Below are 16,391 nucleotides of genomic sequence, written 5' to 3'. Positions count from 1 at the left end.
GCATTCGCTGACTATCCTTTTATCTGCGATGCTTAGGTAGTAGTATCCGCAACCACAAAAATTCAAACGGGTGATTCAATGCGTACAGTTGTCTATCCGGGGACCTTTGACCCGCTGACCAACGGCCATATCGATCTGGTAGAGCGCGCCTGTCGCCTGTTCGACAAAGTAATTGTGGCCATTGCCGCCAGCACCAAGAAAAATCCGTTGTTCACGCTCGAAGAGCGCGTAAAGCTGACCGAAGATGTACTGGCACACCTGCCCAACGTGGAAATCTGCGGTTTTGATATTTTGCTGGCGGACCTGGTCAAGCAAAAGAACGCACAAGGCGTATTGCGTGGCCTGCGCGCAGTGTCAGACTTTGAATATGAATTCCAGCTGGCCAACATGAACCGGGCATTGGCGCCCGAAATGGAAAGCCTGTTCCTGACGCCGTCGGAACACCTGTCTTACATCTCGTCATCGCTGGTGCGGGAGATTGCCTCGCTGGGCGGTGATGTCAGCCAGTTCGTGCACCCATTGGTGAAGGAAGCACTGGCTGAGCGCTACAAAAAGTGAAAAACACCGAAACGGAGTGACATCCGACCCGATTGATTGGTCACTTGATGGGGCGGATACAGGTGCCGCCCCCCGCTACAACTCTTACTCTACGTCGTGCTGGTAGCCGGGACGCACACAACCCAGGCAACGCACAAAGGTCGTTTCACCGGGACCCACCACCAGGGTGTCAGCCGCTTGCTTCACATTGCCGCCGGCGGCAGTGAAAGGCAGGCTCACCACGAACGCCGCGGTACCCAGCACGGTCAGGCCCAGCATCACCGGACGTACCAACACCAGATCGACTGCCATGGCAGCACCGGTGGGCTCTTCAATTTCACCATCTTTGGCATAGCCCACGCTGGCCATAGCCATGCAGCAGGTGAGGGCAACGGCTTTTACGCTGAATGCTTTCAGGTTCACAACAGATCTCCTTGCAATAATATGCGGGCTTATCCGCCCGGGTCTTGCGCCTTGGCGCAGCCGCTCACTGCCCGGCCATGCCGACGACCGCTACGGTCGGTGTTATTTACCGAAAGTATATAACCATCAGTAGCTTAGCGTCGAATGCTAAAGCATAGGTTAAGTTTGGCACTGGGCGCAATATACCGTGGCCCGATTATTCACGCGAACTTCTTTTAACAGAGTGTGACACAGCTTGCAGGCTTCGCCACCCCGGCCGTAAACCATCAGGGTTTGCTGGAAGTACCCTGGCTTACCGTCGCCGCCCACAAAGTCCCTCAAGGTGGTGCCACCCGACTCAATGGCGCGGGCCAGCACGGCCTTGATGTGCGAAACCAGACCTTCGGTCTGGGCGCGGGTCAGGCTGCCTGCGGCCCGTCGCGGTCGGATGCCAGCCAGAAACAACGCCTCATTGGCGTAGATGTTACCCACGCCTACCACCACATGGCTGTCCATGATGACATTTTTGATATTGGCCTTTTTACCCCGGCAGGCGGTATACAGATAGTCTGCGTCAAACGCGTCTGAAAGCGGTTCCGGGCCCAGGGACGCCAACAGTTTGTGAGCATTCACATCGCCTTCAGCCCAGAGCCAACAGCCAAAACGGCGAGGGTCATGAAAGCGCAGAGCCCGATCGCCGGACAGCACCAGGTCCACATGATCGTGGTACCCAGGCGGCTCAGTGGCCTGGATAATTCGCAGGCTGCCAGACATACCGAGGTGAATGAGCAAGTGACCGGCCTTGAATCTGAGCAACAGGTATTTGCCGCGTCGGCTCACATCGAGCAACGTTTGTCCGGTCACTCTGGCCGCCAGATCATCGGGCACCGGCCAGCGCAGTGCCGGATTGCGCACCACCAGGGTTTTTACTTTTTTGCGCTGGATATGAGGTGCAATGCCCGCGCGGGTGGTTTCAACTTCGGGTAACTCAGGCATCCGTTGCTCCTACCGCAGGGTCCAGGGAGTAGCCAATCACCTCAATACGCAGGCCCAGGGCCGATTGCTCACAAGACAGATAACGCCATTGCAGGTTACCGCCGGCCAGGCGCATACCATAGACCCGTGCCGGATCCGGTTGCTGGTAAGCCGGGCGTGGGTCCTGGCGCAGGACTTCGATGACCAGTTGTTGGAGGTGCAGAGGCAGACACAGTGCATCGACACCCTCGACCGGAATCTGGCTGGGCGCCGCCGGCGCAATGGGATTCACCGCCTCCGCAATCGCATCGGCGTAAGGCAGGTAGGGCTTGATGTCATACACCGGCGTGCCGTCCACCAGATCGTGGCCCGAAATCCGCAGCCGCACAGCCCCGGGGCGTATCTCCACCGCCTCGAGCTTGACCACGGATAGACCCAACCCATTGGGCCGCACCGGCGAACGGCTGGCAAACACCCCCAGCTTGCGGTTGCCACCTAGCCGCGGCGGGCGGACTTTGGCGCTTTTGGCCGGTGGGCTCAGGTGAAAGCCAAACTGCACCCACAGGTGCGACACCGCCTCCAGGCCATCCACCGCATCCGGCGTGTTCCAGGGCGCCAACAGCTCTATCGCGCCAAAAGAGGAGGGCGCCAGGCGCGGTTGCCGGGGCACGCCGAACTTCTCCTCAAAACAGGAAGCAACGCGGCCAACGGGTTCAATCTTCAGGCTATCAGGCATATTGCAGAGACAAAAAAGCCCGGCTGTACCGGGCTTTGCAAGGGGCGGCGATCAATTACTTGATCTTGCCTTCCTTGTAGACAACATGCTTGCGAACAACGGGATCGTACTTTTTGATCTCCATTTTCTCGGGCATGGTGCGCTTGTTCTTGTCGGTAGTGTAGAAATGACCAGTACCGGCAGTAGAATTCAGACGAATCAGATCACGCATGGGGTTTGCTCCTGCTATTAAACCGCTTCGCCACGGGCGCGCAGGTCGTTCAGCACCTGTTCAATGCCACGCTTGTCGATGATGCGCATGCCTTTGGCAGAAATACGCAGCTTCACAAAGCGCTTTTCAGACTCTACCCAGAAACGGTGGGTGTGAAGGTTTGGCAAAAAACGACGCTTGGTGTGGTTTTTCGCGTGAGAAACATTGTGACCAGTAATCGGACGCTTGCCGGTTACCTGACATACCTTGGACATCGTGTTGCCTCGTTTTAAAACTTGCTCCGACCTCTGTCTAAAAGGCCCGAAGGTTCATGAAATCATGCTTTCCCGGAGACTCCGGCGGGCACCACAAAGGGACCCCAGCTCAAAGAGCCGCGTTTTATACCAGAAAGGTCTGGGTGAGGCAAGAAAAATGCGCATTATTCGACCAACAGGCCCGAGGCTGGCACCGGCTTGAGCATCTGGTTATGCTTGCCGCCCCTTAACCTGAACTCCACGCTGAAATGTCATCAATCTCCAAAGGCCGCATGGCGTTTCTTATCGCTCTCCCTGTACTGCTGTTGTTTGCCCGCGCAGTAGCGGATGGCACCGTCCTGCTTACAGGTCTTGCGTTCGTGTGGCTGAGCTGGCGCAGGGCAGACTGGCAATGGCTTCAGCAGCCCTGGGTGCGTGCCGGGCTGGCACTGTGGCTGCTGTTATTGATGCTCACAGCGCTTGCCCCTGACCCGGCCAGGTCCTTCATTTATGCCGCCTTCTTTGGACGCTGGATTTTGTTCGCAGCCGCCCTGCAATGCTGGTTGCTGGCAGACCTACCCGCCCGGCGTCTGGTACAGGCGAGCCTGATTGGCGTATTGGCCTTTGTCCTGTTTGATTCCTTTTGGCAATACTTTACGGGATTCAATGTATGGGGCGACGCCAAATTCACTTCAGTTCGTCTCACTGGCCCCTTTGGCGACCCTTCACCCGGCGTACTGTGTATCAAGGTGTTGTTTATAGCCGCTGCGGGTATTTACGCCCTGCAGGCCGGTAAAGGTTTTTGGCAGCAGTTCATTGTCCTGCTGGCCACGCTGAATCTGGGTTTGCTTTTCATATTTGCCACCGGCGAGCGCATGCCGTTCATGATGTACGGCCTTGGCATGGTGGTGGTGTTGGTGGCGCTGATGCTGGCCCACAAGGGCCGGCGCCTGTTGATGACGTCAGTTTTTCTGCTCGCGTCAGGTCTGATCGTGTTCACCGCCTACCAACAGAAAGCAACCTGGCACCGCACCGTTGTCACGACTGTAGATACGCTGGCGAACTTCTGGCAAACCCCCTATGGGCAGGTCATTGAGTCCGGCTATCAGGTCTGGCTGGATCGCCCACTGCTGGGCCACGGCATCCACACCTACAAAAAAGCCTGCAACGCGTTAAAGGAACAGGGTGGCGTTGCCCACTGTTTCCACCATCCACACAATATTTATCTGCATTGGCTGGTTGAGGCAGGCATCATTGGGCTTGCGGGCTTTTTGGTTTTGCTGGGGTTGTTGCTACGCGCCAGCTGCAATCATTTATGGGCCCAGCGTCGTTGGATGCCACTGGGCTTTGTGTGGGCCACCTACCTTGCGACCTTCTGGCCCATCGCAGCCTCGCCCGGCATGTTCAACAACTGGATGGCAGGGCTTATCTGGTTCGGCATCGGCTGGTCTTTGGCCGTGAACCAGGACGCCGGACGCCTGGGCCCGGACCACCATGTTATTTAACACCAGCCTGTCGTTGCGTGTGGCGTGCTTTCCCAGCATATTTACCGGTGAAGCACGCGGGAGACACCAAATCCCATGACCGACGCACCCGGCTTTTGCTTGCTGGCAGCCGATCCCTCATTTGAACCAACGGCTGCGATATCGCTGACAGGCCTGTGCCGCAGGTTAACCCAGCACCATCGCATCCTGTTCATTGGTCCTCGGGCAGTCTTTGCTGAACTTCCCCCCGGGCCCAACCTTGAGTGTCTGGACATTGCCACCCTTGACGATGACAAGTTAGTCAACGCCATCCAGCAGTTTGCACCCCGAATTACCCATGCGTTGGGTCGCCCGGCTTGGTCGCGCTTGAAACGGATACAACATCGACTTTACAGCGCCAGCGCACTCAGCCCGGACCATCGCGAGCCTGTGCCTGCCGATGCACAGTTTGCCGACCTGTTATTGGTCCCAGCACCCGGTTCAGCCCAGCACCCTAATCTGATGCAATTACCGACCGCCTCAGCAGACCGCTTCCGTGAAAGCCTGAGCAAGATCTACGACGAGACAGTGGTTGCCCTATTGGCCGGCTTTCAGCCGCACCATTGGTATCACTACCGGGTCATCGCCAAGGGCGCCAATCGCGTGTGCGTGCACGCCGATGACAACAGCCACCAATGCCTGAAGTTTCTGACCGCAAAGGGCGCAACGGCAACTGTCGATCCCAATACTCAGGAGTGGGCCGCTTACCAGCGCTGGCAACAACGCAGCGACGCGCGTTTCAGCGACTTTTTCAGCCCGTGTGTGGCGATGGAAAGCACCCCGCACGGTGAGGCTTTGCGCTGTGAACTGGTGTGCAGCGACGATGGTTCTTTGGCCAGGCCTATCTATTATTATTTTTCGCACCAGGCACCCTTCAGCCAGGCTGCACTGCACAGGGCATTGGATCAGTTCGAGCAGTATGTTCACATCAATCGCCTGCCATTGTTTGATCTTAATGCCGGCAACCTGCTGGTAGTGATTGATTCAAAGGCCACTCCACGTCTGGTTTGCGCAGACGCCAAAAGCCTCGACGCACGCAAGGAGCTGTTACCTTTGTCACGCTGGTTTGAATGGGCCAGACGGCGCAAAGTGAATCGCCGCTTTCAACGATTACACCAACGCATCGATCAGCGTTGGCCAGACACTGAAGAGAAAACACCATGAAGAAGCTGACCGTAATTCAGGTTTTACCGGAATTGCATGGCGGTGGCGTGGAGCGCGGCACCCTGGAGATTGCTGCGGGGTTGGTGGCCGCCGGCCACCGCTCGGTGGTGATTTCCGCGGGCGGCCGACTGGTGCCCGAGCTGGAGGCGGCAGGCAGCGAACACATCACCTTACCCATCGCAAAAAAATCCCTCTGGGCACTGCGTCAGGTGCGGGTGCTGCGCAAGTTATTTGTGGCGCTACAAGCAGACATCATTCACCTGCGCTCGCGCCTGCCCGCCTGGTTGTGCTACCTGGCCTGGCGCAAACTGCCCGCGCACAAGCGGCCACGCTTGGTTACCACCGTGCACGGACTTTATTCAGTGAATCGCTACAGCAAAATCATGGCCAGGGGTGAAGCCGTCATTGCCGTTTCAGAAACCATTGTGGATTATATTCGCACCAACTACCCCGATTGTTTTGGCCCGCAGGTCAGGCGCATTTACCGGGGCATAGACCCGGCCCAGTTCCCACGCGATTATCAACCAAGCGCAGAATGGTCAGCACAATGGCAGCAGCAGTTTCCGCAACTGGTCGGAAAAAAAGTGCTGTGCCTGCCGGGTCGCATCACCCGCCTGAAAGGGCACCTGGATTTTCTGGATATGTTGCATGCGCTGGTGCGCGCAGGCGAACCGGTGGCCGGCCTGATTGTGGGCGGTGAAGATCCGCGCCGGATGGGTTACTACCAGGAAATCAAAGCGCGGGTAGAAGAATTGCAACTCGAAGACCTGGTGGTGTTCACCGGGCACCGACGCGACATCCGCGATATTTATGCGGTATCGGATCTGATTTTCTCCCTGTCCACCAAACCCGAATCCTTTGGCCGCACGGTGCTGGAACCGCTCGCCATGGGCCGCATGGTGGTGGGCTATGATCACGGCGGCGTGGGCGAAATTCTGGCGGCACTGTTTCCACAAGGGCGGGTGCCCTTGCAGAACGCCGACGCGCTGCGCGCGACCGCACTACAACTGCTCAAAGAACCGCAACTGCCGGCAGAAAACCAACAGTTTTTACTGAAGGATATGGTGGGTCAGACGCTCGCGCTCTATGGCGAATTGGCGAGCTGAGTAAGCAGCTGCTGATATTGGCCGATGATCACCGATTTGCGGTAATGCTTGTCGTATTGGCGGCCGGCATTGTCGGCCAGCGCTTGCGCCAGCGTGCTATCACCCAACACCTGATTGATAGCATCGGCCAGCGGCGCCACCTCATCTACCGGAGTCAGTAAACCGGTCACGCCGTGTTCAATCAGTTCACCCGGGCCTTGCGAATCGGTTGCCACGATGGGACAGCCGTGCGCCCAACTTTCCAACACTATCGAACCCAAACCTTCGTGTCGCGACGAACACACAAACAGATCGGCCGTGCGCACCAGACGGGTTACGTCGGAGCGCCAACCCAGAAAACGGATGCGATCGGCCACACCTTCAGATTTTGCCAACGACCTCAGATTTTCATCTTCTGGTCCGGCTCCGGCCAGCCATAAAATCGCATCCGGCACCCGTTTCAGCGCGCGAATCAGAATGTCGAAACCTTTAACCGGATGCAGCCGGCCGGCCGACAAAATCAATGGTGCATCTGCCGGCGTGTCGAAACTGTCGCGCGGCAAAGGTTCCACCTCGGCCTCATCCACAAAGTTGGGAATCATGAACACCTTATCGGCGGGCATGCCGCCCTTTATCAGGTGATCGCAGATACCTTTGGAGATGCCAATCCAGTAATCGGCGTGGCGGTAGTATTTCAGGTCGTAGTAACTGCCAAGCCGACTTACCAGCTTGTAATCACCGGCAGGCGTTGCGATCGATGCCCGATTCATCCAGGTGAGCACCACGTCCGGGGCAAACGCGCGCAGGTCGCGCTGGTATTGCCAGCGATCTAAAAAGTGCAGTGCACTGCCAAACCGGAAATGCCGGCAACTGCAGCCGGCGGCTTCCAACGCCGCCAACCGCGCCGGGTGATTGCGCAGGTAAACCCGCTGATCAAAGCTACCGGTTTGCTGCAAACCGATGGCGGTACGGGTGAACATATTTTCCGCGCCGCCTTGTTCTCCGCCCGCCAGTACCTGGGCCAATCTGATCATGGGTTACTCCTGCAAAGGATTTCTGATATTGAAATGAAACGGCAGCCGCGTGAGGAGCCAGCGCGCCGCGCGGTCCGCCTCCCAGAGCTGGCCTGCCGGTCGTGCCGGCGGCTGATCGCGCTGGTCAAAACGCGTGAGCCATCCGGCTTGTGCCAGCTGTTCGATACCCGCAACAATCCGGCCACAGCCTGATTCGGGTAGATTGAAAATACCGGTGGGCCGGCCACTGGTGATGGCTTCGTACACCATACTCACGCTGTCCGGCGTGACCCAGATGCCATGGGCATCGGCCATGGCACGGGGCAACCAGCCCGCCGGGGTTTGTTGATGACTCAGTATCTTCAGCCGCGGCAGATTACACGCCTGCAACCGCGGGATGAAATCCGCCGGCGTACGGCGGGAATCAGACAACACGAATTCCGCACCCGACGCCTCCATCACCAGCGCCTGTATCTGCGCCGCCAGGGCGGCACTGTCCCAACCATAGTGTCTGGATTCACCACCCACCAACAGCAACTGTTGTTCAGCACCCGCCGGCGACTCGCCAGGTTGCACCGCGTTAACTACACCTTGGGTAACCAACACATTGGGACGGGCAGGGGGCTGGTCGTGAGCAGGCACAATCACCGCATCAAACCAGCCATAGGGCAAGAAGGGGCGCATCAACAGCACGGCCGGGCAGTTAAAGTGCCGGCGCGCGGCAAGTAACCAGGGCTGGGTACGGGAACCGGCGGCAATCACCAGATCGGGAGCCGCTGCAGCGTCACAGGGATTGGAACCTTTGAGCCAACACCACCAACCGCTGCCCTGCACGGGTACCTCAATCAATTCCACCGAGGCGTAGTGTTGCAGGCGCTGGCCCAGCCCCCGCAACTGGTTCAGGTGGCCTGGCTTGCCGTCGGTTATCAGCCACACCCGCTTGGGTGTGGCGCTCGTCTCTTGCTCCAACTCGGCGCCCAACAGAAAAAAACGCATTGTAGGCAGCGGCTGCCCACACAAACAAGTCACATAAGGCCGCGCTCTGCCAGCGACGTGCAATGACCGTCGCCGACAATGAGGTGGTCCAGCACCCGCACATCCACCAACGCCAGCGCCTCGCGCAGCCGATGGGTAATGGCGATGTCGGCCTGGCTGGGCTCGGCCACACCCGAGGGATGGTTATGGGCGAAGATCACCGCGGCCGCCCGGTGGTTTATTACCGCCTGCACCACTTCGCGCGGGTAGACCGCCGCGCCATCGAGGGTACCTTCAAACAGACTCAGGAATTTAATCAGCCGGTGTTGGTTATCCAGCAACAACAGGGCAAACACTTCGCGGGGCTTGTGGCGCAACTGGCTCTGCAGGTAGTGGCGCACGGCGGCGGGCGAGGTGAGCGCATCCGCCCGCATCAGCTCAGCTTCCAGATGCCTGCGGGCCATTTCCAGTGCCGCTTGCAGCTGGCTGTACTTGGCGGTGCCGAGTCCCCGCGCAGCGATAAAGGTTTCCTTGTCGGCCTCCAATAAGGGGCGCAGGCCGCCGAAATCGGTGAGCAACTGACGGGCCAGGTCCACAGCACTCTGGCCCGCGACGCCCGTGCGCAGGAAAATCGCCAGCAGCTCGGCATCGGACAAGGCCGAAGGTCCTTTGGTAAGCAGTTTTTCCCTGGGCCGTTCGGCCGCGGGCCATTGATGTATTGCCATTGATCCTCCCTGATCCGTGCAACGGTGACGAACACCTACCGGCGCGAGTACGCTATGACTTTGTGGTATCGTTAGCGCCTTGTTCACGGGGGTTTGTAGCACATCCATGTCCAGCCTGAAAAACAAACGGGTGATTCTCGCGGTTTCCGGCGGTATCGCGGCGTACAAGAGTGCCGATCTGGTACGCAAGCTCCGCGACGCCGGTGCCGAGGTTCGGGTCGTGATGACCAAAGGCGCCGAGGCGTTTGTCACAGCACTGACCTTTCAGGCCCTGTCCGGCAATCCCGTACATACCGAATTGCTGGACACGGAAGCGGAAGCAGGCATGGGCCATATCGAGCTGGCCCGTTGGGGCGAGCTACTGCTAGTTGCGCCCGCCAGCGCCAATACTCTGGCCCGGCTGGCCCATGGCCTGGCCGATGACCTGTTGGGCACGCTGGCGTTGGCCAGCAAAGCGCCGCTGTATGTCGCACCCGCCATGAACCAGGCCATGTGGGCACATTCTGCGACCCAGGCCAATGTGGACACACTGCGTGCCAGAGGCGCCCGTGTGATCGGACCCGATGCCGGTTCGCAAGCCTGCGGCGACGTGGGCGAAGGGCGCATGACCGAGCCGCTGGCTATTGTCGGGGCGTTAACAGGGTTGAGCACTGGCCCGCTTACCGGCGTTCGCGTCACCCTCACGGCCGGCCCGACGCGTGAAGCACTGGATCCTGTGCGCTACATCAGTAACCACAGCTCTGGCAAAATGGGCTATGCGCTGGCACAGGCATTTACCGATGCGGGTGCACAGGTACGCCTGATCAGCGGCCCGGTGAACCTGCCCGCCCCCGCCGTGGACGCGCTGGTGCAGGTCAACAGCGCGCAGGAAATGCTGGCCGCTGCGCTGGCGGATCCCGGCGATTGCTTTGTTGGCGCCGCCGCGGTCGCCGACTACCGGCCCGCTACAGTGGCCGACCAGAAGATCAAAAAGCAGGGCGATGCGATCGACGATATGACCCTGGCGTTAGTGCGCAACCCCGACATCATCGCCCAGGTTGCAATGAGCCGGCCCAAACCTTACATGGTGGGATTTGCCGCAGAAACCCAAGCGCTTTTGAGTTACGCTCGCGACAAACTCGTCCGCAAGAAACTCGATCTGGTGATCGCCAACGATGTCTCCCGTCCCGACGCCGGCTTTAATGTGGATACCAACACCGTCACGCTGGTGGACCAACACGGCGACAAAGCACTGCCGAGCCAATCCAAAACCAGTCTCGCGCGCGAGCTGGTGAACGAAATCGCACAACGATACCAAGCACACGCAAAAAAGGCCTAAACGCCAGAAGCAACAAGGAACCTGCTGTGACCAAAAGCAAAGCACCAGCCCCGCAGGCGAAAACCGCCAAACCCGGAAAGACCGCGCCCAAGCAGCCTCCCTACTTCCTGCTGCTGTCAGTGGCCTCGATGCTGATTTGCGGTCTGCTTGCCTGGGTCGGCTACCAGTTGTTTGTGGCCAGTGCCGAACAAAGCAATCTGAGGACCCTGGCCGATGTGGAGTTAAAAAAACGTGTGGGTGCCGTCAGTCAGTGGATTCAGGCCACCCAGGCCGATGTGGCAGCTTTCGGGGCCAGGGATGCACTCGCCACAGCCGTGGCTTACCAGGAGATGGAACGCGTTGAAGAATACCGTCGCGCTGTCGCCAAAACGTTTACCGGCAGCGAGTCTGTGCAGTTTTTTCCACGCGGCTCGGTCCAGCTCAACCCGGAAGGCAATCCGCCCATCAACTTTATTCAGATGGACCTGATCAATCAGGCGGAAGCACGCGAGAGCACCTTACCGGAAGCGGTCAAAATGCCTTCTGGTTGGTTCATCCAGATAGCCACCGGTCTGCCCACCGATAAGGAAAAACCTGCGCTCGGCACCATGTTGCTGACCTTGAATATGCAGGCACTGCGCACGCTGTTAGCGGCGCAGAATAATGAGCATGGCAGCACCAGCCTGATACAGCGGTTTGGCACTATCGAGCAAACGTTTTTCACCAGCGGCAACGGTGAGGTGGACCTGGTGGTCACCGAGGCAATCCCGGACAGCAACTGGCAGGTCAGCTTCAAACCGTCCTATACCCTGGCAAACCGCGCCAGCGTGAACCCCATTCCGTTTCTGGGTGGCTGCGTTGTCCTGCTGGCTATTCTCATCGCCATCAGTGCGTGGTTGTCGCGCTTCATCATCCAGCACAAAGAGGTGCAGCAACGTGCCAAGGCGCGCGAAAAAGCCATGATGGCCACCAAAGGCACCCGCGAACAAAAAGACCTGGATGTGAAGGTTAAGGAAGAAGACAAGTCGCTCCTGGGAATGGACAAAGACGGCGCAACGCAGGAATCGCCCGCCGCGCCACAGGTTGCTGAAGTTGAAGAAGACGATGGGCTCAGCACCATTTTCCGGGCATATGATATCCGCGGCGTGGTGGGTCAGGCGTTGACACCCGCATTCGCCGAATCGCTCGGTCGTGCTTTGGGCACCGAAGCATTGGAGCAGGGCGAATCGACTCTGTTTGTGGGGCGCGACGGGCGCATTCACAGTGAAGAGCTATCGATCAATCTGGTCAACGGCATTCTCAGTACCGGTTGTAACGTCATCAACCTTGGCCTTATTCCTTCACCCCTGTTGTATTACGCCTGCCTCACCAACAATGCCAGCCAGAGCGGCGTGATAGTGACGGCCAGCCACAACCCGGGCGAGTACAATGGCTTCAAAATGGTGATCGGCGGCAAGACCCTCACCAACGACGCGATCAAAGCGTTGTACACCCGGATTAAGCGCGAACAATTCCGTCAGGGCGCAGGCGTCGAGCAGCATGAAAACATCGCGGATGATTACGTCGAACGAATTTTCTCAGACGTCGCCTTAGCGGCTGACGTGAAACTGGTGATTGATGCCGGCAATGGCGCCACCGGCGATATCGCACCCCGGCTATTTGAAGAACTGGGTTGTTTTGTCGAAACTTTGTATTGCGACATCGATGGCCGCTTCCCCAACCACAATCCCGACCCGAGCCGGCCCGAAAACCTGAAAGCGTTAATCGCCAAGGTCAAAAGCACCAATGCCGATCTGGGCGTCGCGTTCGACGGCGACGGCGACCGGCTCACTGTGGTCACACCCAAGGGCCAGATCATCTGGCCGGATCGTCTGCTGATGCTGTTCGCGCGCGATATCGTGTCGCGCAATCCGGGTGCCGATGTGCTGTTTGATGTAAAAAGTACCCGCCAACTCAACAGCCTCATTACGTCCTACGGTGGCCGTCCCATCATGTGGAAAACCGGCCACTCCAACATGAAACAGAAAATGGCAGAAACCGGCGCATTGCTGGGCGGCGAGTTGTCTGGCCATATATTCATCAAAGATCGCTGGTACGGCTTTGATGACGGCATGTACGCCACCGCCCGCCTGCTCGAAATCATGACCCTGCGCGATCAGGACATCGACAGTATATTTGAAGCCTTCCCGAGCCAACCGAGTACGCCAGAAATCCTGGTACCCATCGACGAACACCGCAAGTTTGATGTGATCAACAAGCTTGTCGCTCAGGGCAACTTCCAGGGCGGCAAGCTCACCACCATTGATGGTTTGCGCGTGGACTTCGCCAAAGGCTGGGGTCTGGCGCGCGCATCCAATACCCAACCCGCCCTGACCCTGCGTTTTGAGGGTGACAACGAAGAAACGCTCGCGCAACTGCAGGCCCTGTTCAAGCGCGAGCTGAAAAAAGTTGATCCCAATCTGGAATTGGGTTTCTGAAACTGATTATTAGATAACACGTCACAGAGGTAATCATGTCATTAGATCGCAGCGCGGCGATGAAAATCGCTGAAGTACTGACCGAGTCCTTACCCTACATCCAGCGCTTCACCGGTAAGACCATCGTGGTCAAATTTGGTGGCAACGCCATGATTGATGAATCGCTGCAAAACAGTTTTGCGCGCGATATCGTGCTGATGAAACTGGTTGGCCTCAATCCGGTAGTGGTGCACGGTGGCGGGCCGCAAATCGGCCAGCTACTGGAAAAACTCAGTATCAAGTCCGAATTTGTTGATGGCATGCGGGTAACAGACAGCGCCACCATGGACGTGGTGGAGATGGTACTGGGCGGCACTGTTAACAAACAGATTGTCAGCCTGATCAACCGCAACGGCGGCAAAGCCATCGGCTTAACCGGCAAAGACGGCAAGCTCATCCGGGCACGCAAAATGACAGTGACCCGCAAGACCCCCGGTATGAATGCATCGGAAATTGTCGACATCGGGCACGTGGGCGAGGTGGTGTCGATCAATACCGACGTCATCGATATGCTCACCAACAGCAACTTCATTCCCGTGATCGCACCGGTCGGTGTGGGCAATGATGGCGCCGCATACAACATCAACGCCGATCTGGTGGCCGGTAAGATTGCCGAAGTGTTACAGGCCGAAAAGCTCATGCTGCTCACCAACGTGGCCGGTCTGATGGATAAGCAGGGCGAAGTACTGACCGGGCTGTCCACTCAGCAAGTGGACGAATTGATTGCAGATGGCACTATCTATGGCGGTATGTTGCCTAAAATCGGCTGCGCCCTGGATGCGGTGAAAGCCGGTGTCGTATCGGCGCATATTATCGATGGACGCGTTGACCACGCCGTGCTGCTCGAAATCTTTACCGATGTGGGTGTGGGCACCAAGATCAGCAATCAACGCGATTGACGCATTGGCTCAACCAAACGGCGATTCGGTCGGACCGAATCGTCGTCAAACACATTGATGCACAGCGCGATTGTGGGCTAGCATTAGCGCTTACTCTCGCCCAACCTGACCCGACACTCCTATGACAAACGCCAATAAAGTTTCGCGGCGCCAACAGATTCTCGAATCGCTGGCACACATGCTCGAGACCAATCCGGGGGCACGCATAACCACAGCCGCACTGGCGCGCGAAGTGGGCGTGTCGGAAGCGGCGCTCTACCGTCACTTTCCCAGCAAATCCAAGATGTTCGAGGGTCTTATCGAGTTCGTGGAGGAAACCTTGTTTTCCCGTATCGGGCTGGTGCTGAGCGATACCGATGTGGCGCGCGAACGGTGTGAAAAAATCCTCCTGCTGCTGCTGACCTTCTGTGAACGCAATCCCGGTATTACCCGTATTCTTACGGGCCATGCACTGACCGGCGAGACCGAGCGCCTGCACGCGCGCGTGCAACAACTGTTCGAACGCATTGAAACGCAGCTCAAGCAAATTCTGCGCGAAGCGGAAATCCGCGAAGGCCTGCGTCCGCAATTGCCGCTCTCGGCAGCCGCGTGTTTGCTGATGGCGGCAGTGGAAGGTCGCATTGCCCAGTTCGTGCGCTCTGAATTCAAACGCAAGCCCACCGAATTCTGGGCCGAGCAGTGGCCGCTGCTGGTGAGGGATTTCTTTTATCAGCCTATGGCGCAGGTCAACTGACCAGCACCACAAAAAAGCCCGGCAAATGCCGGGCTTTTTTGTGCGTCAGATCACTGTTTGTGAATCTGTTTGAACCGCTCTTTATCCTGCTCAAATTTTTCAGCCACTTCTTCGTATTCCCACTCGCGCTGAATATATTTTTCCCGGCTTTCGTCCAGCTCTTTCTGCAAGGCATCCAGGTTCGAAAGCACTATCGGCGGCACCGGCTGCCCCCGGCGCTCGAAATTGGCGCCCTTGGCGTATTCGTCCCGGATTGCCTTGGTGGTGGTATTCATATTGGAAATCAGGATGCTCATGGCTGACTCGAGGTCTGTCAGCTTACGCACCTTGGCCGCCTCAATGTCATCCACGCTGGAATAGCGACGCAAAAGCGCCGCATCCCACTCTTCCAATTCCCGCTGCTGGGCGCGGGCATCCGCTCGGGCGGCAGCCTCTTCAGCGGTGAGCGCGGGCGGCACAACCTTGAGCACTGTCCCCGACAGGCTGACTATCTCATAGCCCCGCTGAGCGGCCTCGGCCGGTAACGAGTGATGCATCACTTTGGCACCCGCGTCGTTGGTGTAGCGGTAAAACACCTTATCGGGCAGGTCGCCGGCATCCTTTGGCTGCGCCAGAACCAGATTACTGGCAAGACACAATAGCGCTGCGAGCCAGACCACGTGTTTCATTTCAACCCCCTGCATGTCCGGCTGCAGATCAGCAGCCGTAGGTTTCTCGATAGGCTTTAATTTGGGCAACCATAGCAGCATCACCGGATTCCGTCTCCAGGTACTGGATGATGTGGCCCAGATTGATGATGCTGATCACAGGAATACCAAAGCTTTTCTCTACCTCCGCAATGGCGCTGACCTCGCCCTGACCGCGCTCCTGACGATCCAGGCCGATCACTACCGCCGCGGGCGTGGCACCGGCAGCATTGATAATCGCCATGACTTCGCGGATCGCGGTTCCGGCGGTGATCACGTCATCGATCACCAGAATTCTCCCCTGCAAGGGCGCGCCCACCAGGGTACCGCCTTCGCCGTGGTCTTTGGCTTCCTTGCGATTAAAACAGTAGGGCAGATCCCGGCCGTGATGATCCGCCAGCGCTACCGCGGTGGTGGTTGCCAACGGAATGCCCTTGTAGGCCGGGCCAAAAACCAGGTCGTAATCAACCCGGGCGTTTTCGATGGCCTGGGCGTAAAACCGGCCCAGGGCAGCCAGGGCAGCCCCTGTCTGAAACTTGCCGGCATTGAAAAAGTAGGGGCTCTTGCGACCGCTCTTGAGGGTAAACTCGCCAAAGCACAGGGCTTTGTGTTCGATGGCCAGCTCGATAAATTCGCGCTGGTAGGGCTGCAAGGCATCAGACATGGGAAATCTCGGACAAT

General features: G+C 58.1%; 18 protein-coding genes. 8 read left to right on the top strand and 10 right to left on the bottom strand.

Going from position 1 to position 16,391, the window contains the following annotated elements; genetic code table 11:
- The first annotated feature begins 78 nt into the window (after window positions 1-78).
- The gene (coaD, locus tag M5M_RS12570; RefSeq protein WP_015047890.1) at window positions 79-558 is read left to right on the top strand and encodes a pantetheine-phosphate adenylyltransferase; all 480 of its coding nucleotides are present in this window, start codon (window positions 79-81) and stop codon (window positions 556-558) included.
- 84 nt (window positions 559-642) lie between these two features.
- Here the strand turns inward: coaD and M5M_RS12565 are convergent, their stop codons facing one another.
- The 5 genes from M5M_RS12565 to rpmB all read right to left on the bottom strand — a co-directional run bounded on the left by M5M_RS12565 (window position 643) and on the right by rpmB (window position 3,115).
- Window positions 643-960 carry a hypothetical protein gene (locus M5M_RS12565; protein WP_015047889.1) on the bottom strand — a complete coding sequence of 106 codons (318 nt, stop codon included), beginning with the start codon at window positions 958-960 and terminating at the stop codon, window positions 643-645.
- 159 nt (window positions 961-1,119) lie between these two features.
- Window positions 1,120-1,935, bottom strand: a complete 816-nt coding sequence (mutM, locus tag M5M_RS12560; RefSeq protein WP_015047888.1) for a bifunctional DNA-formamidopyrimidine glycosylase/DNA-(apurinic or apyrimidinic site) lyase — start codon at window positions 1,933-1,935, stop codon at window positions 1,120-1,122.
- A complete protein-coding gene (tsaA, locus tag M5M_RS12555) occupies window positions 1,928-2,650 on the bottom strand; it encodes a tRNA (N6-threonylcarbamoyladenosine(37)-N6)-methyltransferase TrmO (RefSeq protein WP_015047887.1) in 723 nt (240 codons plus the stop codon). The genes mutM and tsaA overlap by 8 nt, the downstream gene beginning before the upstream one ends.
- Before the next feature lie 55 nt (window positions 2,651-2,705).
- Window positions 2,706-2,861: a 50S ribosomal protein L33 gene (gene rpmG / locus M5M_RS12550; RefSeq protein WP_015047886.1), complete on the bottom strand. Its 156-nt coding sequence runs from the start codon at window positions 2,859-2,861 to the stop codon at window positions 2,706-2,708.
- A 17-nt stretch (window positions 2,862-2,878) separates the two neighbouring features.
- A complete protein-coding gene (gene rpmB / locus M5M_RS12545; RefSeq protein WP_015047885.1) occupies window positions 2,879-3,115 on the bottom strand; it encodes a 50S ribosomal protein L28 in 237 nt (78 codons plus the stop codon).
- 248 nt (window positions 3,116-3,363) lie between these two features.
- On the opposite strand from rpmB, the gene M5M_RS12540 reads away from it, so the two are divergent.
- From M5M_RS12540 to M5M_RS12530, 3 genes are all read left to right on the top strand, one after another.
- Window positions 3,364-4,599 carry an O-antigen ligase family protein gene (locus M5M_RS12540; protein ID WP_024330456.1) on the top strand — a complete coding sequence of 412 codons (1,236 nt, stop codon included), beginning with the start codon at window positions 3,364-3,366 and terminating at the stop codon, window positions 4,597-4,599.
- Window positions 4,600-4,674: 75 nt separating this feature from the next.
- A complete protein-coding gene (locus M5M_RS12535; RefSeq protein WP_015047883.1) occupies window positions 4,675-5,781 on the top strand; it encodes a YrbL family protein in 1,107 nt (368 codons plus the stop codon).
- A complete protein-coding gene (locus tag M5M_RS12530; protein WP_016389424.1) occupies window positions 5,778-6,887 on the top strand; it encodes a glycosyltransferase family 4 protein in 1,110 nt (369 codons plus the stop codon). The genes M5M_RS12535 and M5M_RS12530 overlap by 4 nt, the downstream gene beginning before the upstream one ends.
- Here M5M_RS12530 and M5M_RS12525 read toward each other — a convergent pair.
- From M5M_RS12525 to radC, 3 genes are read right to left on the bottom strand one after another with little or no spacing between them, the layout of a single operon-like run.
- Complete coding sequence (locus tag M5M_RS12525; protein WP_015047880.1) at window positions 6,866-7,900, bottom strand: glycosyltransferase; 1,035 nt, start codon at window positions 7,898-7,900, stop codon at window positions 6,866-6,868. The two genes, M5M_RS12530 and M5M_RS12525, sit on opposite strands and share 22 nt — an antisense overlap.
- Window positions 7,901-7,903: 3 nt before the next feature.
- Entirely contained in the window at window positions 7,904-8,875 is a 972-nt protein-coding gene (locus M5M_RS12520; RefSeq protein WP_015047879.1) for a mitochondrial fission ELM1 family protein, read from the bottom strand.
- Between the two features lie 29 nt (window positions 8,876-8,904).
- On the bottom strand, window positions 8,905-9,579 hold the full coding sequence (gene radC / locus M5M_RS12515) for a RadC family protein (protein WP_015047878.1): 675 nt from the start codon (window positions 9,577-9,579) through the stop codon (window positions 8,905-8,907).
- 106 nt (window positions 9,580-9,685) lie between these two features.
- On the opposite strand from radC, the gene coaBC reads away from it, so the two are divergent.
- The 4 genes from coaBC to slmA all read left to right on the top strand — a co-directional run bounded on the left by coaBC (window position 9,686) and on the right by slmA (window position 15,024).
- Entirely contained in the window at window positions 9,686-10,897 is a 1,212-nt protein-coding gene (coaBC, locus tag M5M_RS12510; RefSeq protein ID WP_016389421.1) for a bifunctional phosphopantothenoylcysteine decarboxylase/phosphopantothenate--cysteine ligase CoaBC, read from the top strand.
- A 26-nt stretch (window positions 10,898-10,923) separates the two neighbouring features.
- On the top strand, window positions 10,924-13,353 hold the full coding sequence (locus tag M5M_RS20805; protein ID WP_015047876.1) for a phosphomannomutase/phosphoglucomutase: 2,430 nt from the start codon (window positions 10,924-10,926) through the stop codon (window positions 13,351-13,353).
- A gap of 35 nt (window positions 13,354-13,388) precedes the next feature.
- Window positions 13,389-14,291: an acetylglutamate kinase gene (gene argB / locus M5M_RS12500; RefSeq protein WP_015047875.1), complete on the top strand. Its 903-nt coding sequence runs from the start codon at window positions 13,389-13,391 to the stop codon at window positions 14,289-14,291.
- A 121-nt stretch (window positions 14,292-14,412) separates the two neighbouring features.
- Complete coding sequence (slmA, locus tag M5M_RS12495; protein WP_015047874.1) at window positions 14,413-15,024, top strand: nucleoid occlusion factor SlmA; 612 nt, start codon at window positions 14,413-14,415, stop codon at window positions 15,022-15,024.
- Between the two features lie 50 nt (window positions 15,025-15,074).
- Here slmA and M5M_RS12490 read toward each other — a convergent pair whose 3' ends face one another.
- Window positions 15,075-15,692 carry a hypothetical protein gene (locus tag M5M_RS12490; protein WP_015047873.1) on the bottom strand — a complete coding sequence of 206 codons (618 nt, stop codon included), beginning with the start codon at window positions 15,690-15,692 and terminating at the stop codon, window positions 15,075-15,077.
- 28 nt (window positions 15,693-15,720) lie between these two features.
- Window positions 15,721-16,374 (bottom strand): orotate phosphoribosyltransferase, encoded by a 654-nt coding sequence (pyrE, locus tag M5M_RS12485; protein WP_420804929.1) that lies wholly within the window; start codon window positions 16,372-16,374, stop codon window positions 15,721-15,723.
- Between the last annotated feature and the right edge of the window lie 17 nt (window positions 16,375-16,391).

Source organism: Simiduia agarivorans SA1 = DSM 21679, from assembly GCF_000305785.2.
Lineage (GTDB): Bacteria > Pseudomonadota > Gammaproteobacteria > Pseudomonadales > Cellvibrionaceae > Simiduia > Simiduia agarivorans.
The sequence above is the reverse complement of the archived record's forward strand: the minus strand, read 5'-3'. Positions and strand labels throughout refer to the sequence as shown.